The sequence below is a fragment of the Thiobacillus denitrificans ATCC 25259 genome (assembly GCF_000012745.1).
Taxonomy (GTDB): Bacteria; Pseudomonadota; Gammaproteobacteria; order Burkholderiales; family Thiobacillaceae; genus Thiobacillus; species Thiobacillus denitrificans_B.
Genome location: NC_007404.1, coordinates 1,410,224 through 1,430,459, shown reverse-complemented (window position 1 = coordinate 1,430,459; position 20,236 = coordinate 1,410,224). Strand labels below are relative to the sequence as shown.

Annotated in this window: 21 protein-coding genes and 2 pseudogenes; 20 read left to right on the top strand and 3 right to left on the bottom strand. The window is 64.0% G+C overall.

Annotation, left to right across the window (positions count from 1 at the left end; all coding sequences use genetic code 11):
- Positions 1-17 precede the first annotated feature (17 nt).
- From TBD_RS06745 to parS, 9 genes and pseudogenes are all read left to right on the top strand, one after another.
- Positions 18-326, top strand: a complete 309-nt coding sequence (locus tag TBD_RS06745) for a hypothetical protein (RefSeq protein WP_011311865.1) — start codon at positions 18-20, stop codon at positions 324-326.
- Positions 323-505 (top strand): hypothetical protein, encoded by a 183-nt coding sequence (locus TBD_RS06740; protein WP_011311864.1) that lies wholly within the window; start codon positions 323-325, stop codon positions 503-505. The genes TBD_RS06745 and TBD_RS06740 overlap by 4 nt, the downstream gene beginning before the upstream one ends.
- On the top strand, positions 502-942 hold the full coding sequence (locus tag TBD_RS14255; protein ID WP_011311863.1) for a VC1465 family Xer recombination activation factor: 441 nt from the start codon (positions 502-504) through the stop codon (positions 940-942). Before TBD_RS06740 ends, TBD_RS14255 begins: the two co-directional genes overlap by 4 nt.
- 793 nt (positions 943-1,735) lie before the next feature.
- Complete coding sequence (locus TBD_RS06730; RefSeq protein WP_011311861.1) at positions 1,736-2,044, top strand: hypothetical protein; 309 nt, start codon at positions 1,736-1,738, stop codon at positions 2,042-2,044.
- Positions 2,041-2,367 (top strand): hypothetical protein, encoded by a 327-nt coding sequence (locus tag TBD_RS06725; RefSeq protein WP_011311860.1) that lies wholly within the window; start codon positions 2,041-2,043, stop codon positions 2,365-2,367. Before TBD_RS06730 ends, TBD_RS06725 begins: the two co-directional genes overlap by 4 nt.
- On the top strand, positions 2,360-2,797 hold the full coding sequence (locus TBD_RS14250; RefSeq protein WP_011311859.1) for a VC1465 family Xer recombination activation factor: 438 nt from the start codon (positions 2,360-2,362) through the stop codon (positions 2,795-2,797). Before TBD_RS06725 ends, TBD_RS14250 begins: the two co-directional genes overlap by 8 nt.
- 936 nt (positions 2,798-3,733) lie before the next feature.
- A pseudogene (locus TBD_RS14800) lies at positions 3,734-3,886 on the top strand (N-6 DNA methylase); the annotation flags it as partial.
- 299 nt (positions 3,887-4,185) lie between these two features.
- Positions 4,186-4,911 carry a helix-turn-helix transcriptional regulator gene (locus TBD_RS06715; RefSeq protein WP_049750224.1) on the top strand — a complete coding sequence of 242 codons (726 nt, stop codon included), beginning with the start codon at positions 4,186-4,188 and terminating at the stop codon, positions 4,909-4,911.
- Positions 4,912-5,690: 779 nt separating this feature from the next.
- Positions 5,691-6,188 carry a type II RES/Xre toxin-antitoxin system antitoxin gene (gene parS, locus TBD_RS06710; protein WP_148203023.1) on the top strand — a complete coding sequence of 166 codons (498 nt, stop codon included), beginning with the start codon at positions 5,691-5,693 and terminating at the stop codon, positions 6,186-6,188.
- Between the two features lie 214 nt (positions 6,189-6,402).
- On the opposite strand, the gene merA is transcribed toward parS, so the two are convergent.
- The 3 genes from merA to merT are packed head-to-tail and all read right to left on the bottom strand — an operon-like array spanning position 6,403 to position 8,717.
- Positions 6,403-8,028 (bottom strand): mercury(II) reductase, encoded by a 1,626-nt coding sequence (merA, locus tag TBD_RS06705; protein ID WP_011311853.1) that lies wholly within the window; start codon positions 8,026-8,028, stop codon positions 6,403-6,405.
- Positions 8,025-8,351: a mercury resistance system periplasmic binding protein MerP gene (gene merP / locus TBD_RS06700; RefSeq protein ID WP_011311852.1), complete on the bottom strand. Its 327-nt coding sequence runs from the start codon at positions 8,349-8,351 to the stop codon at positions 8,025-8,027. Before merP ends, merA begins: the two co-directional genes overlap by 4 nt.
- Positions 8,352-8,363: 12 nt before the next feature.
- Positions 8,364-8,717 carry a mercuric ion transporter MerT gene (gene merT, locus TBD_RS06695; RefSeq protein ID WP_011311851.1) on the bottom strand — a complete coding sequence of 118 codons (354 nt, stop codon included), beginning with the start codon at positions 8,715-8,717 and terminating at the stop codon, positions 8,364-8,366.
- 60 nt (positions 8,718-8,777) lie between these two features.
- On the opposite strand from merT, the gene merR reads away from it, so the two are divergent.
- From merR to TBD_RS06645, 11 genes and pseudogenes are all read left to right on the top strand, one after another.
- Entirely contained in the window at positions 8,778-9,185 is a 408-nt protein-coding gene (merR, locus tag TBD_RS06690; protein ID WP_011311850.1) for an Hg(II)-responsive transcriptional regulator, read from the top strand.
- A gap of 18 nt (positions 9,186-9,203) precedes the next feature.
- The gene (locus TBD_RS15295) at positions 9,204-9,437 is read left to right on the top strand and encodes a hypothetical protein (RefSeq protein WP_011311849.1); all 234 of its coding nucleotides are present in this window, start codon (positions 9,204-9,206) and stop codon (positions 9,435-9,437) included.
- Between the two features lie 92 nt (positions 9,438-9,529).
- The gene (locus TBD_RS06680; RefSeq protein WP_148203022.1) at positions 9,530-9,763 is read left to right on the top strand and encodes a hypothetical protein; all 234 of its coding nucleotides are present in this window, start codon (positions 9,530-9,532) and stop codon (positions 9,761-9,763) included.
- A 113-nt stretch (positions 9,764-9,876) separates the two neighbouring features.
- Positions 9,877-11,166, top strand: coding sequence for a TolC family protein (locus TBD_RS06675; RefSeq protein ID WP_011311847.1), 1,290 nt, complete (start codon positions 9,877-9,879; stop codon positions 11,164-11,166).
- Positions 11,163-12,656 (top strand): efflux RND transporter periplasmic adaptor subunit, encoded by a 1,494-nt coding sequence (locus TBD_RS06670; RefSeq protein WP_011311846.1) that lies wholly within the window; start codon positions 11,163-11,165, stop codon positions 12,654-12,656. The genes TBD_RS06675 and TBD_RS06670 overlap by 4 nt, the downstream gene beginning before the upstream one ends.
- Complete coding sequence (locus tag TBD_RS06665) at positions 12,653-15,835, top strand: efflux RND transporter permease subunit (RefSeq protein WP_011311845.1); 3,183 nt, start codon at positions 12,653-12,655, stop codon at positions 15,833-15,835. The genes TBD_RS06670 and TBD_RS06665 overlap by 4 nt, the downstream gene beginning before the upstream one ends.
- A 70-nt stretch (positions 15,836-15,905) precedes the next feature.
- Positions 15,906-16,250 (top strand): copper-binding protein, encoded by a 345-nt coding sequence (locus TBD_RS06660; RefSeq protein ID WP_011311844.1) that lies wholly within the window; start codon positions 15,906-15,908, stop codon positions 16,248-16,250.
- Positions 16,251-16,353: 103 nt separating this feature from the next.
- Positions 16,354-16,767, top strand: a pseudogene (locus TBD_RS14555) (Tn3 family transposase); the annotation flags it as partial.
- Positions 16,768-16,845: 78 nt separating this feature from the next.
- Entirely contained in the window at positions 16,846-17,211 is a 366-nt protein-coding gene (locus TBD_RS14550; RefSeq protein ID WP_011311842.1) for a hypothetical protein, read from the top strand.
- A gap of 115 nt (positions 17,212-17,326) precedes the next feature.
- Complete coding sequence (locus TBD_RS06650; protein WP_238376509.1) at positions 17,327-18,583, top strand: TolC family protein; 1,257 nt, start codon at positions 17,327-17,329, stop codon at positions 18,581-18,583.
- A gap of 9 nt (positions 18,584-18,592) precedes the next feature.
- On the top strand, positions 18,593-20,104 hold the full coding sequence (locus TBD_RS06645) for an efflux RND transporter periplasmic adaptor subunit (protein WP_011311840.1): 1,512 nt from the start codon (positions 18,593-18,595) through the stop codon (positions 20,102-20,104).
- Positions 20,105-20,236 lie beyond the last annotated feature (132 nt).

Genomic DNA, 20,236 nt, shown 5'->3' with positions numbered 1-20,236 from the left:
CGGACAGGGGGTGCGGCATGAGCCATCATGACGGAATCTCCCTGCGCCGTTTCGCCGAGCAGATCGGCGTCTCCGAAGGCTGTCTGCTCAGGTGGTGCCGGGCCGGCAAGGTCGTCGGTGCCCGCAAGCATCCGTTGACGAAGAAATGGACGATCTACCCGCCCGCCAAGCTGGCGCTTGACGCCATGAACGGCAACAGCCTGCGCAAGCTGCCCGGTTATGAGCCGACGCCTCAACGCCAGCCCCTGAGCCTTGAGGAGCGTGCCGCACGCCAGCGCCAGAGCAACCCCGCGTATCTCTTCGCCAAGCGGGAGGGCCAGCAATGAGCGACCACGCCGACCGCCTCAACACCTGGCATCTGGAGCTTGCCATCCTCGCCGACGCGATCGGGCATGTCCTCACCGGGATCGAGGAGCCCGAGGGCCTGTCCGCCACGGCCTATGTGCTGCGGACCCGGCTTGCCGATCTGGTCGCGGCCTGCCCGTTTCCGGAGGCCCTGCCATGATCGAGAAACACCGCCGCAAGAAGCAGCCGCGCCGGCATCCGCATTTCGTCTGGGCCGATCCCGAGCGCTTCCATGTCGAGCGTCGGACGGCCGGTCTGACCCAGAAGCAGGCCGCCGAATACCTCGGCGTCTCGCTGCGCACCGTGCGCAACTGGGAGACCGGCTGCAACCGCATCCCCTACCCGGCCTTCAAGCTCGTCAGGATGCGCGCGAAGGCCATCGTCCATGTCGAGGGGTGGGACGGCTGGCGTTTCGACCGTGACGGCGCTTTGGTGACGCCGGAGGGCTACGCGTTTCAGCCGTGGGAGATTCAGCAGCTTCGTCTGGTCGTCGGGCTCGCTCGCCGTTACGTGGAAGGGCGTTACGTGGCGCCGGCTGCGCCAGCGGCCCTGCCCGCCTTCGCGGAAAAGGTGCCAGTGCTGCGGAGGGTCGCATGAGCGCCCGGAAGGCAGGCGTCAACGCCACGCAGCCGCGCTTTAGCGCGGCGCGACGGCGTGACGCTGCCCCGATGGCCGCATTCCGCGATATCCCGCGCAGCACGTCGACCTGGGCGCTCACCGGACAGGCGTCAGCCTGCAAGCCGAACCAACGGACAGCAGTCGTCCGCTGGCTCGTTGCTACCGCCGGTTCGGCGCGTACCGACCGCGGGCCGTTCCCCGAAGTGAAACCCCGCATATCTCAGCACGTCCTCGAGGCCGCCCCCAGCGGCCGAAGCACTGACGCCAGCAACCCGCTGGACTTGTTCCCGCACCCCGGAGGCCCTACGATGGCAAGAATTGCCCCAAGTTTTTTTTATGACACGCTGAAATTGGTTCCTCTTGGCGGATTCTGTCAACCTGACGACGAAAAGACAAAAACCGTCTGTAAGCCATTGATCCCACGAAGATATACATTATGCGAAGTAACCGAGGCGAAGAGGCAATCCGTGCCGCCTCGGGAATCCGCATTCTCTCGTGCCCAGAATGGTCCCGTTTCGGGACTGTCCGCTGATCGGATTTCCCGACCCTTGATCGAGGGTCGCCGGGTTTTGTCCGGGTCCTCTGTAATACCCGGACTTAGTGCAATGGGTTGCACTCCCTACCTGCTCCGGCTAAGTAACACTTGTCCGTTCGGTGACAAATTGTCATTTTCGGACGCATTTTCTCGCCGCGTGATTCCGCACCAGCATTGGGCTTGCGCTGCGTTTCTCCCCGCAAACCCGCATTCTTTCGTCCGGACAGGGGGTGCGGCATGAGCCATCATGACGGAATCTCCCTGCGCCGTTTCGCCGAGCAGATCGGTGTCTCCGAAGGCTGTCTGCTCAGGTGGTGCCGGGCCGGCAAGGTCGTCGGTGCCCGCAAGCATCCGTTGACGAAGAAATGGACTATCTACCCGCCCGCCAAGCTGGCGCTTGACGCCATGAACGGCAACAGCCTGCGCAAGCTGCCCGGTTATGAGCCGACGCCTCAACGCCAGCCCCTGAGCCTTGATGAGCGTGCCGCACGCCAGCGCCAGAGCAACCCCGCGTATCTCTTCGCCAAGCGGGAGGGCCAGCAATGAGCGACCACGCCGACCGCCTCAACACCTGGCATCTGGAGCTTGCGATCCTCGCCGACGCGATCGGGCATGTCCTCACCGGGATCGAGGAGCCCGAGGGGCTGTCCGCGACGGCCTACGTGCTGCGCTCGCGTCTCGGCGAGCTGGTCGCGTCCTGCCCGTTCCCTGCGAGCACCGCCGCGATCGCAGGGGAGCAGGCGGGCACAGCAGCGGTACTGCGCCCTTACGTTGGGCCGGACTTCGACCCCGACGACATCGACTTCGGCCTTCCGGCCGACCTCGAGGGCGTTCCGGCCGAGCTTCTGACGGGGGGCCGCGATGATTGAAAAACACCGCCGCCGCAAGCAGCCGCGCAGTCACCCGCACTTCGTGTGGGCCGATCCCGATCAGTTCCACGTCGAGCGTCTGACGGCCGGCCTGACGCAGAAATCGGCCGCCGAATACCTCGGCGTCTCGCTGCGCACCGTGCGCAACTGGGAGACCGGCTGCAACCGCATCCCCTACCCGGCTTTCAAGCTCGTCAGGATGCGCGCGAAGGCCATCGTCCACGTCGAGGGGTGGGACGGCTGGCGTTTCGACCGTGACGGCGCTTTGGTGACGCCGGAGGGCTACGCGTTTCAGCCGTGGGAGATTCAGCAGCTTCGTCTGGTCGTCGGGCTCGCTCGCCGTTACGTGGAAGGGCGTTACGTGGCGGCTGCGCCTGCGGCCCTGCCCGCCTTCGCGGAAAAGGTGCCAGTGCTGCGGAGGGTCGCATGAGCGCCCGGAAGGCAGGCGGCAACGCCACGCGGCAGCGCGTCAGCGCGACGCGGCGGCGTGACGCTGCCCCAATGGCTGCATTCCGCGAGATTCCGCGCAGCACGTCGACCTGGTCACCCACCGGACAGGCGTCAGCCTGCAAGCCGAGCCAACGGACAGCAGTCGTCCGCTGGCTCGTTGCTACCGCCGGTTCGGCGCGCACCGACCGCGGGCCGTTCCCCGAAGTGAAAGCCTGCATTCCTCAGCACGTCCTCGAGGCCGCCCCCAGCGGCCGAAGCACCGACGCCAGCGACCCGCTGGACTTGTTCCCGAACCCCGGAGGCCCTACGATGGCAAGAATTGCCCCAAGTTTTTTTTATGACCCGCTGAAATTGGTTCCTCTTGGCGGATTCGATCAACCGGACGACGAAAAGACAAAAACCGTCTGTAAGCCATTGATCCCACGAAGATATACATTATGCGAATTATGGGAGGCTCAGAGCAAGCCCTGCAGGCGCGGGTGTAAGAACCAGAGCAACCTGCTAAATCGCAACTTAAGGCTGCTAAATCGTACAACTGCAACCTGCTCACCCAAGGTCAATCGATTCAATGACTTACGACGTGGATGCCTGCCTGCTAACCATGATTCAATAAAAACAAGGACTTATGGCAGCCGATGAAACAAGTTCATGTTGCTAACTCGGGATGCATGAAAACAAGGACTTACAGAGCGGCCAGCCAACAAGTTCAACCTGCTAACCGCGCCCCCTTTGGATCAATGAGTTACGAGATGTGCTGCCGGACGGTTTTGGAAAGGCTCTGGGGGTCGGCGCCACCGACACGACTGGCTCCTGGCGGCCCTTAGAGCCTGGGCCCTAGCGGGACTTAGGTGCTGCGCTCTGGGGAGCCCGTTTTCCCGCCCAGCATTCCCTTGACCTCCGCCGGAGTGAACGGCGGGTTAAGGAACACCTGCTGCAGGAGTGCGACCTGCACACCATCGTTCGCCTGCCCAACAGCGTGTTCAAGCCCTACGCCAGCATCGGCACCAACCTGCTGTTCTTCGAGAAGGGCGAGAGGGTTCTACGTTCGCGTAACGTCTTAGGCCGATGACCGGCCGGCTTAATCGAGGTGCTAGGCTCCGCTTCCGTGGCCAGGACTGCCGATCGCGAGAACCTTCTATTGGGTGCCAGCGCATACTGTTGCTAAACCCAGCCCAGCCCGGGTATCGATCCTCAAATCCCAGCCATTATCGCCGCGCGGCGGGGACATTCCACCTCGTTGTGGTCGCCGATGAAGGGCGCGCCTCGAAGGAAGTCGCGCTTCCATGTTTCCCGCTGCGCTGACGGCAGGCCGATAATTTGGTCAATAATTTGCTCAAAGCGCTAGTTTATGGTTACGTTGTTAACCAAATGAGCACTTCAGAAATTAACATTGTCCTCGAACGCCAGCTGTTGCTACAGTTGGGCGACCGTCTCAAAGGGCTGCGGAAAGCAAATGGGCTTGGAACGGTCGAGATGGCCGCGCGCGTCGGGATTACCCGCAACACGCTGCGAGCGGTCGAAGCCGGCGATCCAGCCCCCTCCTTGGGCACCTACCTGCGCGTAATGTCTGCCTTGGGCATCAGCGGCGAGTTGGCTCTGCTGGCCGGAGACACCCTGCAGCCGGCTCCCGCAGACTCTGCCGCGGCGAGATCTCGACGTACGGCGCCAGTCGTGCAGGTACATATTTCGGCAGACGAAGGCAAGCACCGGCTTCAGGACTTGCAGAGTCTGGCGCTCCACGAGGAGGCCGTACGGTTGGCCAAGGCCAACCCAACACTGGTGCGGCAGGCCGAGAACACCGCCAAGCGCTGGCTCGCCACCGGCGACGCGCGCTCCGCGAGCCTGTGGCTCGAGTGGCTGAATATCCTGGGTTCCGGTTCCTGGCGCAAGGCACTTGGCCGCACTCGACACGCTCAGCAGCTACGGCAAGCCTCGCCCCTCGTCACCGTCCTTCCGGAAGAAACTCGCCAACGCGTCCTGGAGCAAGTAAGGGACCTTGAGAGAGGGGTTGTGATCGGCGGAACTCCAGACACTTCGCAAGACGCCGGATGCTCCAAGGAGAGGCAGCGTCGTGAGAAGAACTCGAGCACATGATACGTGCCAGCGGGGATATCACGGACAGTACGAGTTCGTGATCATCGGCAGCCAGTCGATGCTAGGCACCGTGCGGTTGAAGCGCTATTTCCGTAGGAGGCGAATGATGCCATATGGATTAACCATATGCACAAGTGGCACCGGACAGCAAAAAAAACGCGCGCGCCTATCAGCCTACCAGCAACCACCGTTTCACTTTCTTCAAGCGCAAAAAAAGAATTTGCCAAAATTAACTTGCAAAGTTGGAACAAATCCCGTGTGTAGCAGAAAAGTCCGTTTCCTAAGATATTGATTCTTTTGGCTCGGAGTTAGCAGGTTGCTCTCGTTCCTACAGCGGGTGTACGAGTCCGCCGAAGTAAATGTGCGAAATTTTCGGAACTAAAAGTTTGAAATTATGCTGCCGCCGCAATTGCAGAATTTTACTTCCGAGTCATGGTCAGCCGACTACTGAGTTGCACCACGATTGTCGTAGCGCGCGGACAGAATACCAGCGGTCGAATCGCCAAGTTGGAACATGATCCGGCTAGGCCCGGCTATCGGCCGAAAATTAGCTTATTTCTGTCCACGATTTTCGCGCATCGGAATAGTCGCACTATTGCGTCCACGGCTGTGGCGCCCTTTAGTCGCTCAGCAGCCCGCGAGATAAATATCGTATTGCAAGCAGTCCCCAGAGTTGGAGCCGACTACCATAACGGTTAAGGTCATGAAGGAACACTACGGTCCCGCCGACCCTTCGAAAAGCAATCGGAATTGGGACGTTCAGTAGTGACGAAGGACACATGGTCGCGATCACGAAACGTCAAGGCATAAGAAACAGCCACGCTACGAAGAAGGCCGATACCCAGGATAGTGCGGCGGAGTTGGCTTCTCTGCTGGGAAGAATGACGGCCGACGACCAGAAACCGATCGTGCCGACGGATTGGCTATTCGCGATACGCAAAGGTTTCTCTTCCCGAGCCTTGGACTCGTTCGGCCAAAATATCAATGCGACGGATGCAGAGCTAGCAAAAATGCTTGGCCTTTCGGTAAGGACATTGGCGCGGCGCCGGCGTATGCTAATTCTCACCCCCAACGAGTCCGACCGGCTATACCGATTAGCACGGGTGGTCGTACGTGCCGGGGACGTTTTCGATCATCGAGCTAACGGTCTCGTCTGGTTGAGATCCCCAAACGCCGCTCTCGGCGGGCTGACCCCTATGTCAATGCTCGATACGGACATCGGGACGGAGATTGTTAAAGACCTGCTCGGCAGGATCGAATACGGCGTATTTTCCTAAAGCCTACTGGCTTTTTTTTTGCCCACTCTGGGCTTTCTCAAACGGGAAGTTTGAGGCGCCTTCTCCAGAAGTAAGGCACCTACCTTGGCCTGTCCCTCTTCCACCTCACGCTGTAGTGAAGAGATCGCTGCAATTCGGCCGGATTCAGACGATCGAAGAAGTCCGGTCGCAAATCCAGGACTACACCCGCTCGCACCGTAAGCGCCAGAGTGATTTATCCCGCACAACAGGACAGCTGCTTGACGTCCGTGGTAAAGGTCTGGGCGCAAAGCTTCAACCCTTCCCCCATGGTGATGTAGGGGAATAATTGTCCCGCCAGATCGGCCACCGTCATGCGGTTTTGGATAGCCAGCGCGGCGGTCTGGATGATCTCGCCGCCTTCTCCTGCCAGCACCTGCGCGCCCAGCAGGCGTCCGGTTTTTTTCTCCGACACCAGCTTGATGAAACCGCGCGTGTCGAAGTTGGCCAGCGCGCGCGGCACGTTGTCGAGTGTGAGCGTGCGGCTGTCGGTTTCCATGCCAAGCTTGTTTGCCTGCGCTTCGGTGAGGCCAACCGTGGCTACCTGCGGATCGGTGAACACCACTGCAGGCACCACGGAGAGATCCAGCGCCGCATCGCCGCCGGTCATATTGATTGCCGCGCGGGTGCCAGCCGCCGCCGCCACGTACACGAACTGCGGCGCATTGGTGCAGTCGCCGGCCGCATAGATGTGCGGCACCGAAGTGCGGAGATGATCGTCCACGACGATGGCGCCGCTGGTATCCGTAGTGACGCCGGTGCGGTCGAGGGCGAGCCCCGCCGTATTGGGCTTACGGCCGGTGGCAACGAGCAGCCGGTCGCCACTGAGAGTTCCCGCGCTTGTTTCAAGTTCAAATGTCGTACCGTCGAAGCGTACGGCTTTCACGTCGGTATCCGTGAGAACCCGCATGCCCTCTTCCTCCAGCACGGCATTGAGCCCTTCGCCAATCGCCGGATCTTCCCTGGACAACAGCTTGCCGCGCGCAACGAGCGTAACGCGGCTGCCCAGACGCAGGAAAGCCTGCGCGAGTTCCAGCGCGACCACCGAACCGCCGTGTACGATCAGGTGCGCCGGCGTCTCCGTGGCGATCAATGCCTCGGACGAAGTCCAGAACGGCGTGCCGGCAAGGCCGGGCACGTCCGGAATCCGCGGCGAGCGGCCGGGGGCGATCAGGATTCGATCGGGCGTGAGGCGCTTTTCCGTATCATCCGGTTGCCGGACGACGAGGGTCTTGGCATCCTCGAAACGCGCAAAGCCGCGCAACAGCTTGATGCCGGGGTTGGTTTCCAGAATGCGTTCGTACTTCGCATGGCGCAGTTCTTCCACCCGCGCCTGCTGCTGCGCGACCAACGCCGTGCGATCCAGCAACGGCGCATGCCTGACCAGCCCGGGAAAAGGATGTCGGGCTTGCAGGTGCGCCACATGGGCGGCACGGATCAGAATCTTCGAAGGCACGCAGCCGACGTTTACGCAGGTGCCGCCGATGGTGGAGGCTTCGATCACCGTCACTTCGGCGCCTTCTTCAGCCGCGCGGATGGCGGCGGCAAAGCCCGCCGACCCGGCGCCGATAATGGTGACGTTGAGCTTGGTGGAGGCCTTGGACGTGGCGTCTCCACCCACCTCCGCGCCGTAGCCCCTGGCACGCACGGCGTTGAGCAGTGCGGCGACGGGGGTGTCCACACCCACCTCCACGCGGGCCATGGCATCGGGACAGGACACATCCGCACGGGTCACACCGGCCACCCTCAGCAGTGCCTGTTTCACGGACGCTGCACAGTGGTCGCAGGTCATGCCCGTCACGCGGAGAATCTGTTCGCTCATTTGGCCTGCCCTCCTTTGGCGGGGGCTTTGACCGTGGATTCATAGCCCGCCTCGAAGGTGGCATCCTCCAGCGCTTTGATGCTGGTGCTGGCATCGTCGAAGGTCACGAGCGCTTCCTTTTTCTCGAAAGACACGTTGACCCTGGACACGCCGGGCACTTTTTCCAGGGCCTTGCGCACGGTGATAGGACAAACCTCGCAGTACATTCCGGGCACAGACAGCGTGACGGTGCGCACGGCGGCGAACGCAGCACCGGCGAAAGCGAATACGAGGATCGAGGCAAGAATGAATTTTTTGACTTGTGCCAAAACGAGAGTTTTCATAGCGAGACGCCTTCAGTAGAACAGCGGTGCGAGGTCGGGGAAGATCAGGGCGAGCGCGACGAGCGCGGCCACAACCCAGAACATCATCTTGTACACGCGGTTGGTCTGCGGCATGGCACACAGGGAAGCCGGCGTGCAGGCGGCGGCCGGTGCCCGGTAGATCTTTTTCCAGGCGAAGAACAGGGCAATGACGGCGGCCCCGAGAAAGTAGGGCCGGAACGGCTCCAGCACGGCGAGATTCGCCACCCAGGCGCCGCCGATGCCGAGCATGACCAGCACCAGGGGACCGACGCAGCACAGGGAGGCGGCGACGGCAGCGATAGCGCCGCCGATGAGTGGCAAGCGTCCGGTTTTCCCTTGCGACATGGCGTCTCCTTTCGAAATACCGTAACCTTATTTCCGTAGTTATGTACGGAGTCAAGTTGTATGGAGAGCAATCTAGGGAATCTGAGCATCGGCGCCTTCGCCAAGGCCGTCGGGGTCAATGTGGAAACAATAAGGTTCTATCAGCGAAGGGGCCTGTTGCCGGAGCCGGACAAGCCCTATGGCAGCATTCGCCGCTATACGACGTCCGATGTGTCGCGGATGCAGTTCATCAAGGCCGCGCAGCGCCTGGGCTTCAGTCTGGACGAGATCGCCGAGCTGCTCGAACTCGAGGACGGTTCGCATTGCAGCGAAGCGCGCGCGCAGGCCGAACGCAAGCTCGTGGACGTGCGCGCCCGTCTCGCCGACCTGCGGCGTATCGAACGCGTACTGGCCGACCTGATCCAGCGCTGCTGCGCTATTAGCGGAGATGTTCGGTGTCCGCTCATTGCATCGCTGAAAGGGAGCTGACGACGGATCAAAGTCTCCTTGCTGTTCGCCATCACCGCGGCGGCGGAAATCGTCGGCTGCTACCTGCCGTGGCTGGTGCTTAGGCAGGACAAGCTCGCGTGGTTGCTCACACCACATCCGGCTGCCACGGGGCTCCGCCTATATCACGGTGGCGCTTGCGAAGCTCACGGGCGGTGGGATGCCTTAATCGGCGTGCGCTTGCTTGACCCGGCCGCGCACGTTAAAGTCAAATCATGCGTCGACTTCGGGTAGTTCTCTTCCTGCTGCTTTCTCTTGCGGTTCCGCTGCAGGGATATGCGCACTTTGCGCAGCCGCTGGTACCCTGCCCCATGGAGGGCTCCGGCATGATGGCGCTGACGGATGCGGCTGCGGCGCACGACTGCTGCGACGAGCCGGAATCGTCCGGCACGCCCTGCAAATCCAGCCACCTCTGTCAAACCGGCGGCCAGCATTTTTCGGCTGTCACGCTCGATGTCGTGCCGCAGGAGCAGGTTACGGCCACCCGCTTCCCGCATGTCACTGCGGACATGCCCTCCTTCGACCCTCCCACCGCCTGGCGACCGCCGGCGCAATTCTGATTTCCTGAACCGAGTGCTGCACTGCGTTCGCCCCGCGCGGACGACAGTTCGGCTATTTCGTGCCATCACGCCGCTACCGGTCTGATGTTGCCGTTCTCGCAAGGAGTTGGAACATGGTCACCTCCCTATCTGCCGCCCGCACGCTGCGGCCCACGCTTTGCCGTAGCGTTGCGCTGTTCGCACTGTCGGGCCTCGCCAGCACGGCATGCGCGGCGTCTCTTTCCTTCGATGACGCGCTCGCGCTGGCCGTGCGGGAAACCCCAGTATTGCGCAGCGTCGCGGCGCAGAGCGACGCCGCGCGCAAAACAGCGATTCCGGCCGGCGAATTGCCGGATCCAAAGCTGGTGCTCGGCATCGACAACCTGCCTATTGAAGGCGCCGACCGTTTCAGCCTGACCGGCGACGGCATGACCATGCAGCGCCTCGGCCTCATGCAGGAATTCCCCAACGCCGCCAAGCGTGCTGCCCGCGTTTCGGCGGCGCAGGGACGCGTTGCCCAGGCGGAAGCGCAAACACGCATCACCCGGCTCGCTGTGTTGCGGGAAACGGCGGTCGCCTGGATTGCGCGGGATGCCGTCGAGCGCCAGCTCGCCCGCATCGATTCGCTGGAGGGCGAGAACCACCTGTTAGATGCCGTGGTGCGTGCCCGTATCGCCGGCGGCAAGGGCAGTGCGCTGGAGGCGCTGGCGTCGCGTCAGGAAGCCGCGATGATCGATGCGCGCCGGGATGAGCTGACTGCGCGCCGCCAACAAGCCATCGCGGCGCTCAGACGCTGGGTCGGGCCGCGGGCGGAGGCGCCACTGGAAGGCAGCGTTCCGGACTGGCCGGTCGTCCACGGCAAGCTCGCGCACGCGCTGCATGATCACCCGGAGCTGGCGATATTCGAGCCTAGGGGGCGCGTGCTGGATGCGGAAGCGGCCGAAGCCCGCGCTGAGAAGAAACCCGACTGGACGCTGGAACTGGCATACCAGAAGCGCGGCGCGCGGTTCGGCGATATGGCCATGGTGCAGGTGAGCTTTGACCTGCCGGTGTTTGCCGCCGCCCGCCAGGATCCGAAGATCGCGGCCCGGCTTGCCGAGCGCGAAGGACTTGATGCCGAACGCGAAGCGGTGTTGCGCGAACACGCGGCGATGCTGGAGACGGATTTTGCTGAGCACCAGCGCCTCGCCCTCGCCGTCAAGCGCCAGCGCGAAGTGCTGCTGCCGCTGGCCGGCGAAAAGGTGGATCTGGCGCTGGCGGCCTGGCGCAGCGGCAAGGGCGAGCTCGTCGATCTGGTGATGGCGCGGCGCGAGCGCATCGACGCCGAACTCATGGCCATCGCGCTCGAAGGCGAGCGCCGACAGTTGGCCGCCCGCCTGCTCTATGCCTACAGCGAACCCGATTTGACCGGAGAAAAACAATGAATCGCCAAACGATTAAAAAAACCGTGCTGGGCCTCTTCGTCGTGGTTGCACTGCTCGCCGCCGGCGTGGCGGCCGGCCTCTGGTGGGCCGGCCGCTACCCCACGGATACGCAGGATACCCACACCGCGGCCCCCGCGCAGCATGGTCGCACCGTGCTGTACTGGTACGACCCGATGGTGCCGCAGCAAAAATTCGACAAGCCCGGCAAGTCGCCTTTCATGGACATGGATCTGGTGCCCAAATACGCCGACGAAGGCGGCGATGCCGCAACCGTCAAAATCGACCCCTGGGTGGCGCAGAACCTGGGCGTGCGTCTGGCCACCGTCACCCACGCACCCTTCGGCAGCGACGTGACGGCGACCGGCGTCGTCGGCTTCGACGAGCGCGAGGTGGCGATCGTGCAGGCGCGCAGCGGCGGCTTCGTGGAACGCGTGGCTAGGCTGGCGCCGAACGATGTCGTTCGATCGGGCGCCTTGATCGCGGAACTGCTGGTGCCGGAGTGGGCGGCGGTGCAGCAGGAGTACCTGGCGCTCAAGGCGCTGGGCGACCCCTCACTGGAAGGCGCCGCGCGCGAGCGCATGCGCTTGAGCGGCATGCCGGAAAGCCTGATTCGCGACGTCGCCGCCCGCGGCAAGATCAGGAATCGCATTGCGATCACCGCGCCGCGGGGCGGCGTGATCCAGGAACTCGACGTGCGCGCCGGCATGACCGTGATGGGCGGCCAGACTTTGGCGCGCATCAACGGCATCGGCACCGTCTGGCTCGACGTCGCGGTGCCGGAAGCCCGCGCCGGCTCGGTGCGGATCGGGCAGGCGGCCGAGGCCCATTTCGCTGCGTTTCCGGGCGAACCGGTGCAGGGCCGCGTCACCGCGCTGCTGCCGGCGCTGGACGATACCGCCCGCACGCTGAGGGTCCGAGTCGAACTGCCCAATCCCGGCGGGCGCCTGCGGCCGGGATTGACCGCGCAGGTCAGCCTCAGGGGGGCGGGCGGCGACTCGGCGCTGCGCGTGCCAACCGAAGCGGTGATCCGCACCGGACGCCGCGCGCTCGTCGTCGTGGCGGAGGCTGAGGGGCGCTACCGGCCGGTCGAAGTCACATTGGGCGCCGAGTCGGGCAGCGACACCGTCATCCTGTCCGGCCTCGCCGAGGGCCAGAAAGTCGTCGCCAGCGGCCAGTTCCTGATTGACTCCGAAGCCAGCCTGCAGGGCATCGTCGCGCGCGGGACAGGCGAAGCGGCCGCCGCGCCGGCCGCGCTGCACGAGGCTGATGGCGTAATCGACGACATTTCCGCCGAATATGTGACGCTCACCCACGGCCCCTTCAAGACCCTGGCGATGCCCGGCATGACCATGGAGTTTCCGCTGGCCCGCCCTGAACTCGCCAAGGGCCTGAAGGCGGGCGACCGGGTGAGGGTCGGCGCGCGCGAGACCGCCGACGGGCTGGTAGTCGAAAAACTCGTCAAGACCGACAAGACGGGGGGCGCCAAATGATTGCGCGCCTGATTCGCTGGTCGGTCGCCAACCGTTTCCTGGTCCTGCTGGCGACGCTGTTCACCGTGGCCTGGGGCATCTGGGCGGTTAAGACCACGCCGATCGACGCACTGCCCGACCTGTCCGACGTTCAGGTCATCATCCGCACCGCGTATCCGGGGCAGGCGCCGCAGATCGTCGAAAACCAGGTGACCTATCCGCTCGCCACCACCATGCTTTCGGTGCCGGGCGCGAAGACGGTGCGCGGGTTCTCCTTTTTCGGCGACAGCTTCGTCTACGTCATTTTCGAGGACGGCACCGATCTCTACTGGGCGCGCTCGCGGGTGCTGGAATATCTCAGCCAGGTGCAGGCCCGGCTGCCGGCGACGGCCAGGCCGGCGCTGGGCCCGGACGCGACCGGGGTGAGCTGGATTTACCAGTACGCGCTGGTGGACCGCACCGGCAAGCACGACCTGGCGCAATTGCGCAGCCTGCAGGACTGGTTCCTCAAGTACGAGCTGAAAACCCTGCCCAACGTGGCCGAGGTGGCCACCGTCGGCGGCATGGTCAAGCAGGTTCAAGTAATGCTCGATCCGGTGAAGCTCGCCGGTTTCGGCGTCACCCATGACCAGGCGATCGCGGCGATCCGGGCGGCCAACCAGGAGACCGGCGGCGCGGTGCTGGAACTGGCCGAGACCGAACTCATGGTGCGCGCCAGCGGCTATCTCGAGAGCGTGGCCGACTTTCGCGCCATTCCGCTCAAGCTCGCGGGGACGACGCCGGTGAGCCTGGGCGACGTGGCGCACATCCAGCTCGGCCCCGAGATGCGGCGCGGCATCGGCGAGCTCGACGGCGAGGGCGAGGCGGTCGGCGGCGTCGTGGTGCTGCGCTCGGGCAAGAACGCGCGCGAGACCATCGCGGCGGTCAAGGCCAAACTCGACACGCTCAAGGTTAGCCTGCCGGCGGGCGTCGAAATCGTGCCGACCTACGACCGCAGCCAGCTGATCGACCGCGCGATCGACAACCTGAGCGACAAGCTGGTCGAGGAATTCATCGTCGTGGCGCTGGTGTGCGCGCTCTTCCTGTGGCACCTGCGCTCGTCGCTTGTCGCCATCGTCTCGCTGCCGCTGGGGGTGCTGATCGCGTTCATCGTCATGCGCCAGCAGGGCATCAATGCCAACATCATGTCGCTCGGCGGTATCGCCATCGCCATCGGCGCGATGGTCGACGCCGCGGTGGTGATGATCGAAAACGCCCACAAGAAAATCGAGGCCTGGCACCACGCCCACCCCGGCGAAACGCTGGCCGGCGAGACCCACTGGAAGGTGGTGACCGACGCGGCGGCCGAGGTCGGCCCGGCGCTGTTCTTCTCACTCTTGATCATCACCCTGTCCTTCATCCCGGTGTTCACGCTGGAAGCGCAGGAAGGGCGGCTCTTCGGCCCGCTGGCCTTCACCAAGACCTATGCCATGGCGGCCGCCGCCGGCCTGTCGGTGACGCTGATTCCGGTGCTGATGGGCTACTGGATCCGCGGAAAAATTCCTGACGAGACGAAGAACCCGCTCAACCGCTGGCTGATCCGCGCCTACCACCCGCTGCTGGAAGCCGTGCTCAGGCGCCCCGGAATCACGCTCGCCGGCGCCGCGCTGATCTTCCTGACCGCGCTGTGGCCCATGAGCCGCCTCGGCGGCGAGTTCCTGCCGCCGCTGGACGAGGGCGACCTGCTCTACATGCCGTCGGCCCTGCCGGGGCTGTCGGCGCAGAAAGCCTCCGAGTTGCTGCAGCAAACCAACCGCATGATCCGGAGCGTGCCCGAAGTAGCCCGCGTCTACGGCAAGGCCGGGCGCGCCGAGACCGCGACCGATCCGGCGCCGCTGGAAATGTTCGAGACCACGATCCAGTTCAAGCCGCGCGAGCAGTGGCGCGCCGGTATGACGCCGGACGAGCTGGTCGAGGAACTGGATCGCGCGGTCAGGGTGCCGGGGCTCGCCAACATCTGGGTTCCACCGATCCGCAACCGCATCGACATGCTCGCCACCGGCATCAAGAGCCCGGTCGGGGTCAAGATCGCCGGCAGCCATCTGGCCGACATCGACCGCATCGCGCAGGACGTCGAGCGCGTCGCCAAGACCGTGCCCGGCGTCTCCTCTGCGCTGGCCGAGCGGCTCACCGGCGGCCGCTACGTCGACGTCGACATCGACCGCGCGGCGGCGGCGCGCTACGGCATGAACATCGGCGACGTGCAGTCGGCGGTGGCCAACCTCATCGGCGGCGAAAACATCGGCGAGACGGTCGAAGGCCTGGCGCGTTATCCGATCAACGTGCGCTACCCGCGCGAATGGCGCGACACGCCCGACAAGCTCGCCGCGCTGCCCATCCTCGCCCCCAACGGCAGCCGGATCACGCTCGGCATGGTGGCGGCAGTCAGGGTCAGCGACGGCCCGCCGATGCTGAAAAGCGAGAATGCGCGGCCCTCGGGCTGGGTCTATGTCGACGTGCGCGGGCGCGACCTCGCCTCCACCGTGGCCGATCTTCAGGCCGCCGTGGCCGCCGGGGTCAAGCTCGAACCCGGCATGAGCCTCGCCTATTCCGGCCAGTTCGAGTTCATGGAACGCGCCAACGCACGGCTCAAGCTGGTCGTGCCCGCCACGTTGCTGATCATCTTCGTGCTGCTCTATCTCACCTTCAGCCGCTTCGACGAAGCCGTGCTCATCATGGCCACGCTGCCGTTCGCCCTCACCGGCGGCGTGTGGTTCCTCTACGCCATGGACTACCAGCTGTCGGTCGCCACCGGCGTCGGCTTCATCGCACTGGCCGGCGTGTCGGCCGAGTTCGGCGTCATCATGCTGCTGTACCTGAAAAACGCCTGGGACGCGAAGCGCGAAGAAGGCAAAACCGGCGAGGCCGATCTGGGCGAGGCTGATCTCCTTGAGGCCATCCGCGAAGGCGCGGTGCAGCGCGTGCGCCCCAAGGCGATGACGGTAGCGGTGATCGTCGCCGGCCTCTTGCCCATTCTGTTGGGCAGCGGCACCGGCAGCGAAGTCATGAGCCGCATCGCCGCCCCCATGGTGGGCGGCATGATCACCGCGCCGCTGTTGTCGATGTTTGTGATCCCGGCAGCCTACTACCTGATGCGCCGACCTCGCCCACAACCGCACGCGCCAGCGCACCCCATTCATTCAAGCGGCGAACACCCTTGATGAAACCCCCGGTCTCTGGATTTGCCACAGACCGGTTTCCCGCCTTTTCACTTACTGGAGAAATCTGAACATGAAGAAATCACTGACCAAGTCACTCGCAGCCATTCTTGTGCTTTCGGCAACTGCGGCGATGGCGCAGCAAAAGACGATGGATGACATGAAGAGCATGCCGATGGGCAAGCCAGCGGCAGGACAAACCGTACATATGGCCAAGGGCAAGGTCACCAAGGTCGATGCGGCTGGCGGCGTTGTCACCCTGGCCCACGCGCCCGTCAAAAGCCTGAACTGGCCCGCCATGACCATGGGGTTTCAGGTCGAGGACAAGATGGTGTTGGACAAACTCACTGTCGGCAAGACGGTTGATTTCGAGTTCGCCCAGACCGACAAGGGATATGTCATCATCAAAGTGAAGTGATCGTTCTTCTCCTCCGTGAGCGAAGCAGACGGGACATGCGCTCGTCTGCTTACCTTACTTTGCTGACAGCCCATTCGCTGCCGACCCACCGGCGGGCGGGATACACACCAAACCGACATATGGCAGCAGCCCAGGACGGGCCTTTTACACACCCATCTCCGATCAGTACGCGCCGTTCCCATTAACGGGGTCAATGTGCGCGACCCCTACCTACGACAGCCTGCTGTACCGCGAGTCCGACCTGCACATTGAGGAACACTACACCGATACGGCGGGCTTCACCGACCATGTCTTCGCACTGATCCAGCCTATTGGCTTCCGCTTTGCGCCGCGCATCCGCGACTTGGGCGCCACCAAGTTCTCATCCCCAAGGGCGGTGCCGCCTATGAGGCGCTCAAGCCAATGTTCGGCGGCACGCTCAACATCAATCACGGGCGCGCCCATTGGGATGAAATCCTGCGGCTGGCCACGTCGATCAAGCAAGGGCACGGTGACGGCCTTGCTGATGCTCAGGAAGCGACGAAACTCAAGACGCGAAGCGCGTAGAGGTATGAACGAACCTTGGCAGATGCGGCGCAATCTGTAGAATCCCCCAATGCGCCGCATCATCGCCCTGATCGTCATGCTCATCGTTCCGCTCCAGTTCGCCTGGGCGGCAGCGGCCGGGCTGCATGGACACCTGGGGCAGAACGTGGCTGCCATGGGCGTCCACGCCCACGATCATGACTACCATGATGCCGGGCATGCCAATCACGACGCCACGAACGGCAGTACGGATAAGGACCACAACAAGGATGAGCATCATGGTGGCCACTGCCATCACGTTCTCTCCTTCATCCTGCCGGAATCTGGCATGACCCTAGGCTTGATGCCATCCGGAGGACGGATTCTGCATCCGCCCGCCGTCTTCTTTACCCGCACTCCCCCGCTTCTCGACCGTCCCCCGCTAGCGCGCGCCTGAACCGGCGAGCGTTTGCTCCAACGCGACTTCCTGTCGCGAGCGTGTTTCGCACGCCGGTGTTCTTCGTTCCATTGAGTTATCACGAGGAAAAACCATGCGAATCACGCTATCCGTATTGCTGCTCGCCCTGCCGTTGGCGGCGTGGGCGCAAACACCGCAAACCCGGCTGAATGCAGGCACGCTGCGCGCCAGCGAACCAACGGCCCCGCTTACCCTGAACGCGGCACTGAATCTGGCGCTTGGCGCCAACCCCGAGCTGTCGGCGGCGGGCCGCGAACTGGAGGCGCTCGATGCCACCATCACTCAGGCACACGTCCGACCCAACCCGGAATTTTCGGCCTTGATCGAGGACACGCGCCGGGCGACACGGACCACGACGCTGCAGTTGAACCAGCCGATCGAGCTGGGCGGCAAGCGTGGCGCCAGGATCGAAGCCGCCGAGCGCGGCCGTGATGCCGCGTCCCTGGAACTGGACGCCAAGCGTGCCGAGATTCGCGCGGCGGTGACCGCGGCGTTTTTCGACGTGCTGGTCGCCCAGGAGCGCTCGCGGCTTGCCCAGGCGTCGGTCGAACTCGCGCAACGCGCGACGGCCGCAGCCGCACGGCGGGTCACGGCCGGCAAGGTGTCCCCGGTCGAAGAAACCCGGGCGCGCGTGGCCGAGGCCGGCGCCCGCGTCGAACTCGCGACGGCCACCAGCGAATTGACGACCGCGCGCCGTCGGCTGGCAGCCACCTGGGCCAATCCGTCGCCGCGCTTCGAACGCGCCGAGGGCGATCCGGAAGCTTTGCCGCCGCTCCCTGCGCTGGCCCATCTGAACGCGCGCCTCGCCGCTTCGCCCAGCCTGCTCCGCGCCAAGATCGAGGTCGAGCGCCGGCAAGCGCTGGCGAAGGTCGAACGCAGCCGTCGCGTTCCGGACCTGACGCTCAGCCTCGGGGCCAAACGCGACGAAGAGCGCGGCCTCAATCAGGCGATTTTCGGCGTTTCGATACCGATCCCGGTGTTCGACCGCAATCAGGGAAACCTGCTGGAAGCGTTGCGCCGTACCGACAAGGCGCAGGACCAGCTGTCCGCCGACGGGATCCGCCTGTTCAACGAACTGGCTGTTGCATACGAGCGGCTGAGTACCGCACGCCAGGAGACAGCATCGCTGCGGCAGGACGTTCTTCCGGGCGCGCAAAGCGCTCTGGATGCCGCAACCCGAGGCTTCGAACTCGGCAAATTCAGCTTTCTCGACGTACTCGATGCGCAGCGCACGCTGTTTCAGGCCCGCGCGCAAAGCCTGCGCGCATTGGCCGAAGCGCACCGGTCGGCGGCCGAAATCGAGCGCATTCTTGGCGATACACGTCCGGCACCCGCTGCCGTCCAACCGTAGGAACTCAACATGAAATTCAATCCGAACAAGAAACAGGCGCTGGTTATTGCCGGGGTTCTGGCAGTCGGCGTCCTCCTCGCGGCGCTGGTCCTCGGTACCGGCAAACCGCAGATGGAAACCGATACGCACGGCGAACCCGCTGGCCAAGCCGAGGGCGGCCGCGAAGACGCGGGCGCACCGCAAAAAGGCCCGCACGGCGGCAAGCTTTTCACGCAGGATGGCTACGGCGTCGAGGTGACAATCTTCGAGACCAACGTCGAGCCGCAATTTCGCGTTTACACCTATCTGAACGACAAGCCACTGGCGCCCTCGGCGAGCGAGGTCAGCCTCACGCTGGAGCGGCTGGGTCGCGCGCCGCAGGTATTCCGCTTTACCCCGGAAAACGATTACCTCAAGGGTGATGCCGTCGTCGAAGAGCCGCATTCGTTCAAGGTCGGCATCGCCGCGCGGCACGGCGGAAAATCGTATCGATTTGGCTACGAGCAGGTCGAGGCGCGGGTCGCGATGTCGGATCAGCAGGTGCAGCAAAACAAGGTCGAGATCCTCAGCGCAGGCCCGGCGCGCATTCAGAGCGTGCTGGAGCTGATCGGCGAGATCCGTTTCAACGAAGACCGTCAGGTTCATGTCGTGCCGCGCCTCGCCGGCGTCGTCGAGTCCGTCTCGGCCAACGCCGGCGACCGGGTCAGAAAAGGCCAGGTGCTCGCGGTGATTTTTAGCCCGGCGCTGGCTGACCAGCGCAGTGAACTGCTCGCCGCGCAAAAACGCCTGACGCTGGCGCGCTCGACGTTCACGCGCGAGAAAAAATTGTGGGAGGACAAAATCTCCCCCGAGCAGGATTACCTGCAAGCGCAGGCTGCCATGCAGGAAGCCGAAATCGCGGCGCAAAACGCGCGCCAGAAACTGGCGTCGATTGGCGGCGAACTGCGCGGCAGCGGCAACCTCACACGCTACGAGATTCGTGCGCCGATCGGCGGCGTGGTGATCGAAAAGAAAGTCTCGCTGGGCGAAACGGTGAAGGAAGACGCGACGATCTTCGTCGTCGCCGATCTGTCCACGGTGTGGGCGGAAATGACGATTTATGCCAAGGACCTCAACACCGTGAAAGTCGGCCAGAAAGCCACTGTCAAGGCGACCGCGTTCGAATCCGAGAGCAGTGGCGTCATTTCCTATGTGGGCGCGCTGGTGGGCGAGCAAACCCGAACGGCCAAGGCACGCGTCGTATTACCCAACCCCCAAGGGGTCTGGCGTCCCGGCCTGCCGGTCAGTATCCGGGTGGTGTCGGGGGAGGTCGACGTGCCGGTGGCCGTGTCCGCCGAGGCGATCCAGACCGTGCGCGGCTGGACGGTGGTATTTGGGCGCTACGGCGACCAGTTCGAGGCCCGCCCGGTCGAACTGGGGCGCAGCGACGGCAAGTTCACCGAAATCATCAGCGGCTTGAACGCGGGCGAGCAGTACGCCGCGAAAAACAGCTTCCTTATCAAGGCCGACATCGGCAAGTCCGGCGCGAGCCACGACCACTAGGGGCAGCCATGAAACAGGTCATTGCCATCGTCCAGTCGTAGCTGCTGGAGCGGGCCGGACAGACGTTGCGCGGGCCACTTGCCGGATGACGGCCTGATTGCAGGATCCGAATCGGGCGGCGGGCTGCGCATC

Coding starts and splice junctions, on each gene's coding strand:
- TBD_RS14550 (WP_011311842.1), top strand. CDS start 16,846: ATGCGCCGCATCATCGCCCTGATCGTCATGCTCATCGTTCCGCTCCAG.
- TBD_RS06680 (WP_148203022.1), top strand. CDS start 9,530: ATGATGGCGCTGACGGATGCGGCTGCGGCGCACGACTGCTGCGACGAG.
- parS (WP_148203023.1), top strand. CDS start 5,691: ATGGTCGCGATCACGAAACGTCAAGGCATAAGAAACAGCCACGCTACG.
- TBD_RS06740 (WP_011311864.1), top strand. CDS start 323: ATGAGCGACCACGCCGACCGCCTCAACACCTGGCATCTGGAGCTTGCC.
- TBD_RS06675 (WP_011311847.1), top strand. CDS start 9,877: ATGGTCACCTCCCTATCTGCCGCCCGCACGCTGCGGCCCACGCTTTGC.
- TBD_RS06665 (WP_011311845.1), top strand. CDS start 12,653: ATGATTGCGCGCCTGATTCGCTGGTCGGTCGCCAACCGTTTCCTGGTC.
- merP (WP_011311852.1), bottom strand. CDS start 8,351: ATGAAAACTCTCGTTTTGGCACAAGTCAAAAAATTCATTCTTGCCTCG.
- TBD_RS06670 (WP_011311846.1), top strand. CDS start 11,163: ATGAATCGCCAAACGATTAAAAAAACCGTGCTGGGCCTCTTCGTCGTG.
- merT (WP_011311851.1), bottom strand. CDS start 8,717: ATGTCGCAAGGGAAAACCGGACGCTTGCCACTCATCGGCGGCGCTATC.
- TBD_RS06660 (WP_011311844.1), top strand. CDS start 15,906: ATGAAGAAATCACTGACCAAGTCACTCGCAGCCATTCTTGTGCTTTCG.
- TBD_RS14250 (WP_011311859.1), top strand. CDS start 2,360: ATGATTGAAAAACACCGCCGCCGCAAGCAGCCGCGCAGTCACCCGCAC.
- merR (WP_011311850.1), top strand. CDS start 8,778: ATGGAGAGCAATCTAGGGAATCTGAGCATCGGCGCCTTCGCCAAGGCC.
- merA (WP_011311853.1), bottom strand. CDS start 8,028: ATGAGCGAACAGATTCTCCGCGTGACGGGCATGACCTGCGACCACTGT.
- TBD_RS06725 (WP_011311860.1), top strand. CDS start 2,041: ATGAGCGACCACGCCGACCGCCTCAACACCTGGCATCTGGAGCTTGCG.
- TBD_RS06715 (WP_049750224.1), top strand. CDS start 4,186: ATGAGCACTTCAGAAATTAACATTGTCCTCGAACGCCAGCTGTTGCTA.
- TBD_RS14255 (WP_011311863.1), top strand. CDS start 502: ATGATCGAGAAACACCGCCGCAAGAAGCAGCCGCGCCGGCATCCGCAT.
- TBD_RS06645 (WP_011311840.1), top strand. CDS start 18,593: ATGAAATTCAATCCGAACAAGAAACAGGCGCTGGTTATTGCCGGGGTT.
- TBD_RS06745 (WP_011311865.1), top strand. CDS start 18: ATGAGCCATCATGACGGAATCTCCCTGCGCCGTTTCGCCGAGCAGATC.
- TBD_RS06730 (WP_011311861.1), top strand. CDS start 1,736: ATGAGCCATCATGACGGAATCTCCCTGCGCCGTTTCGCCGAGCAGATC.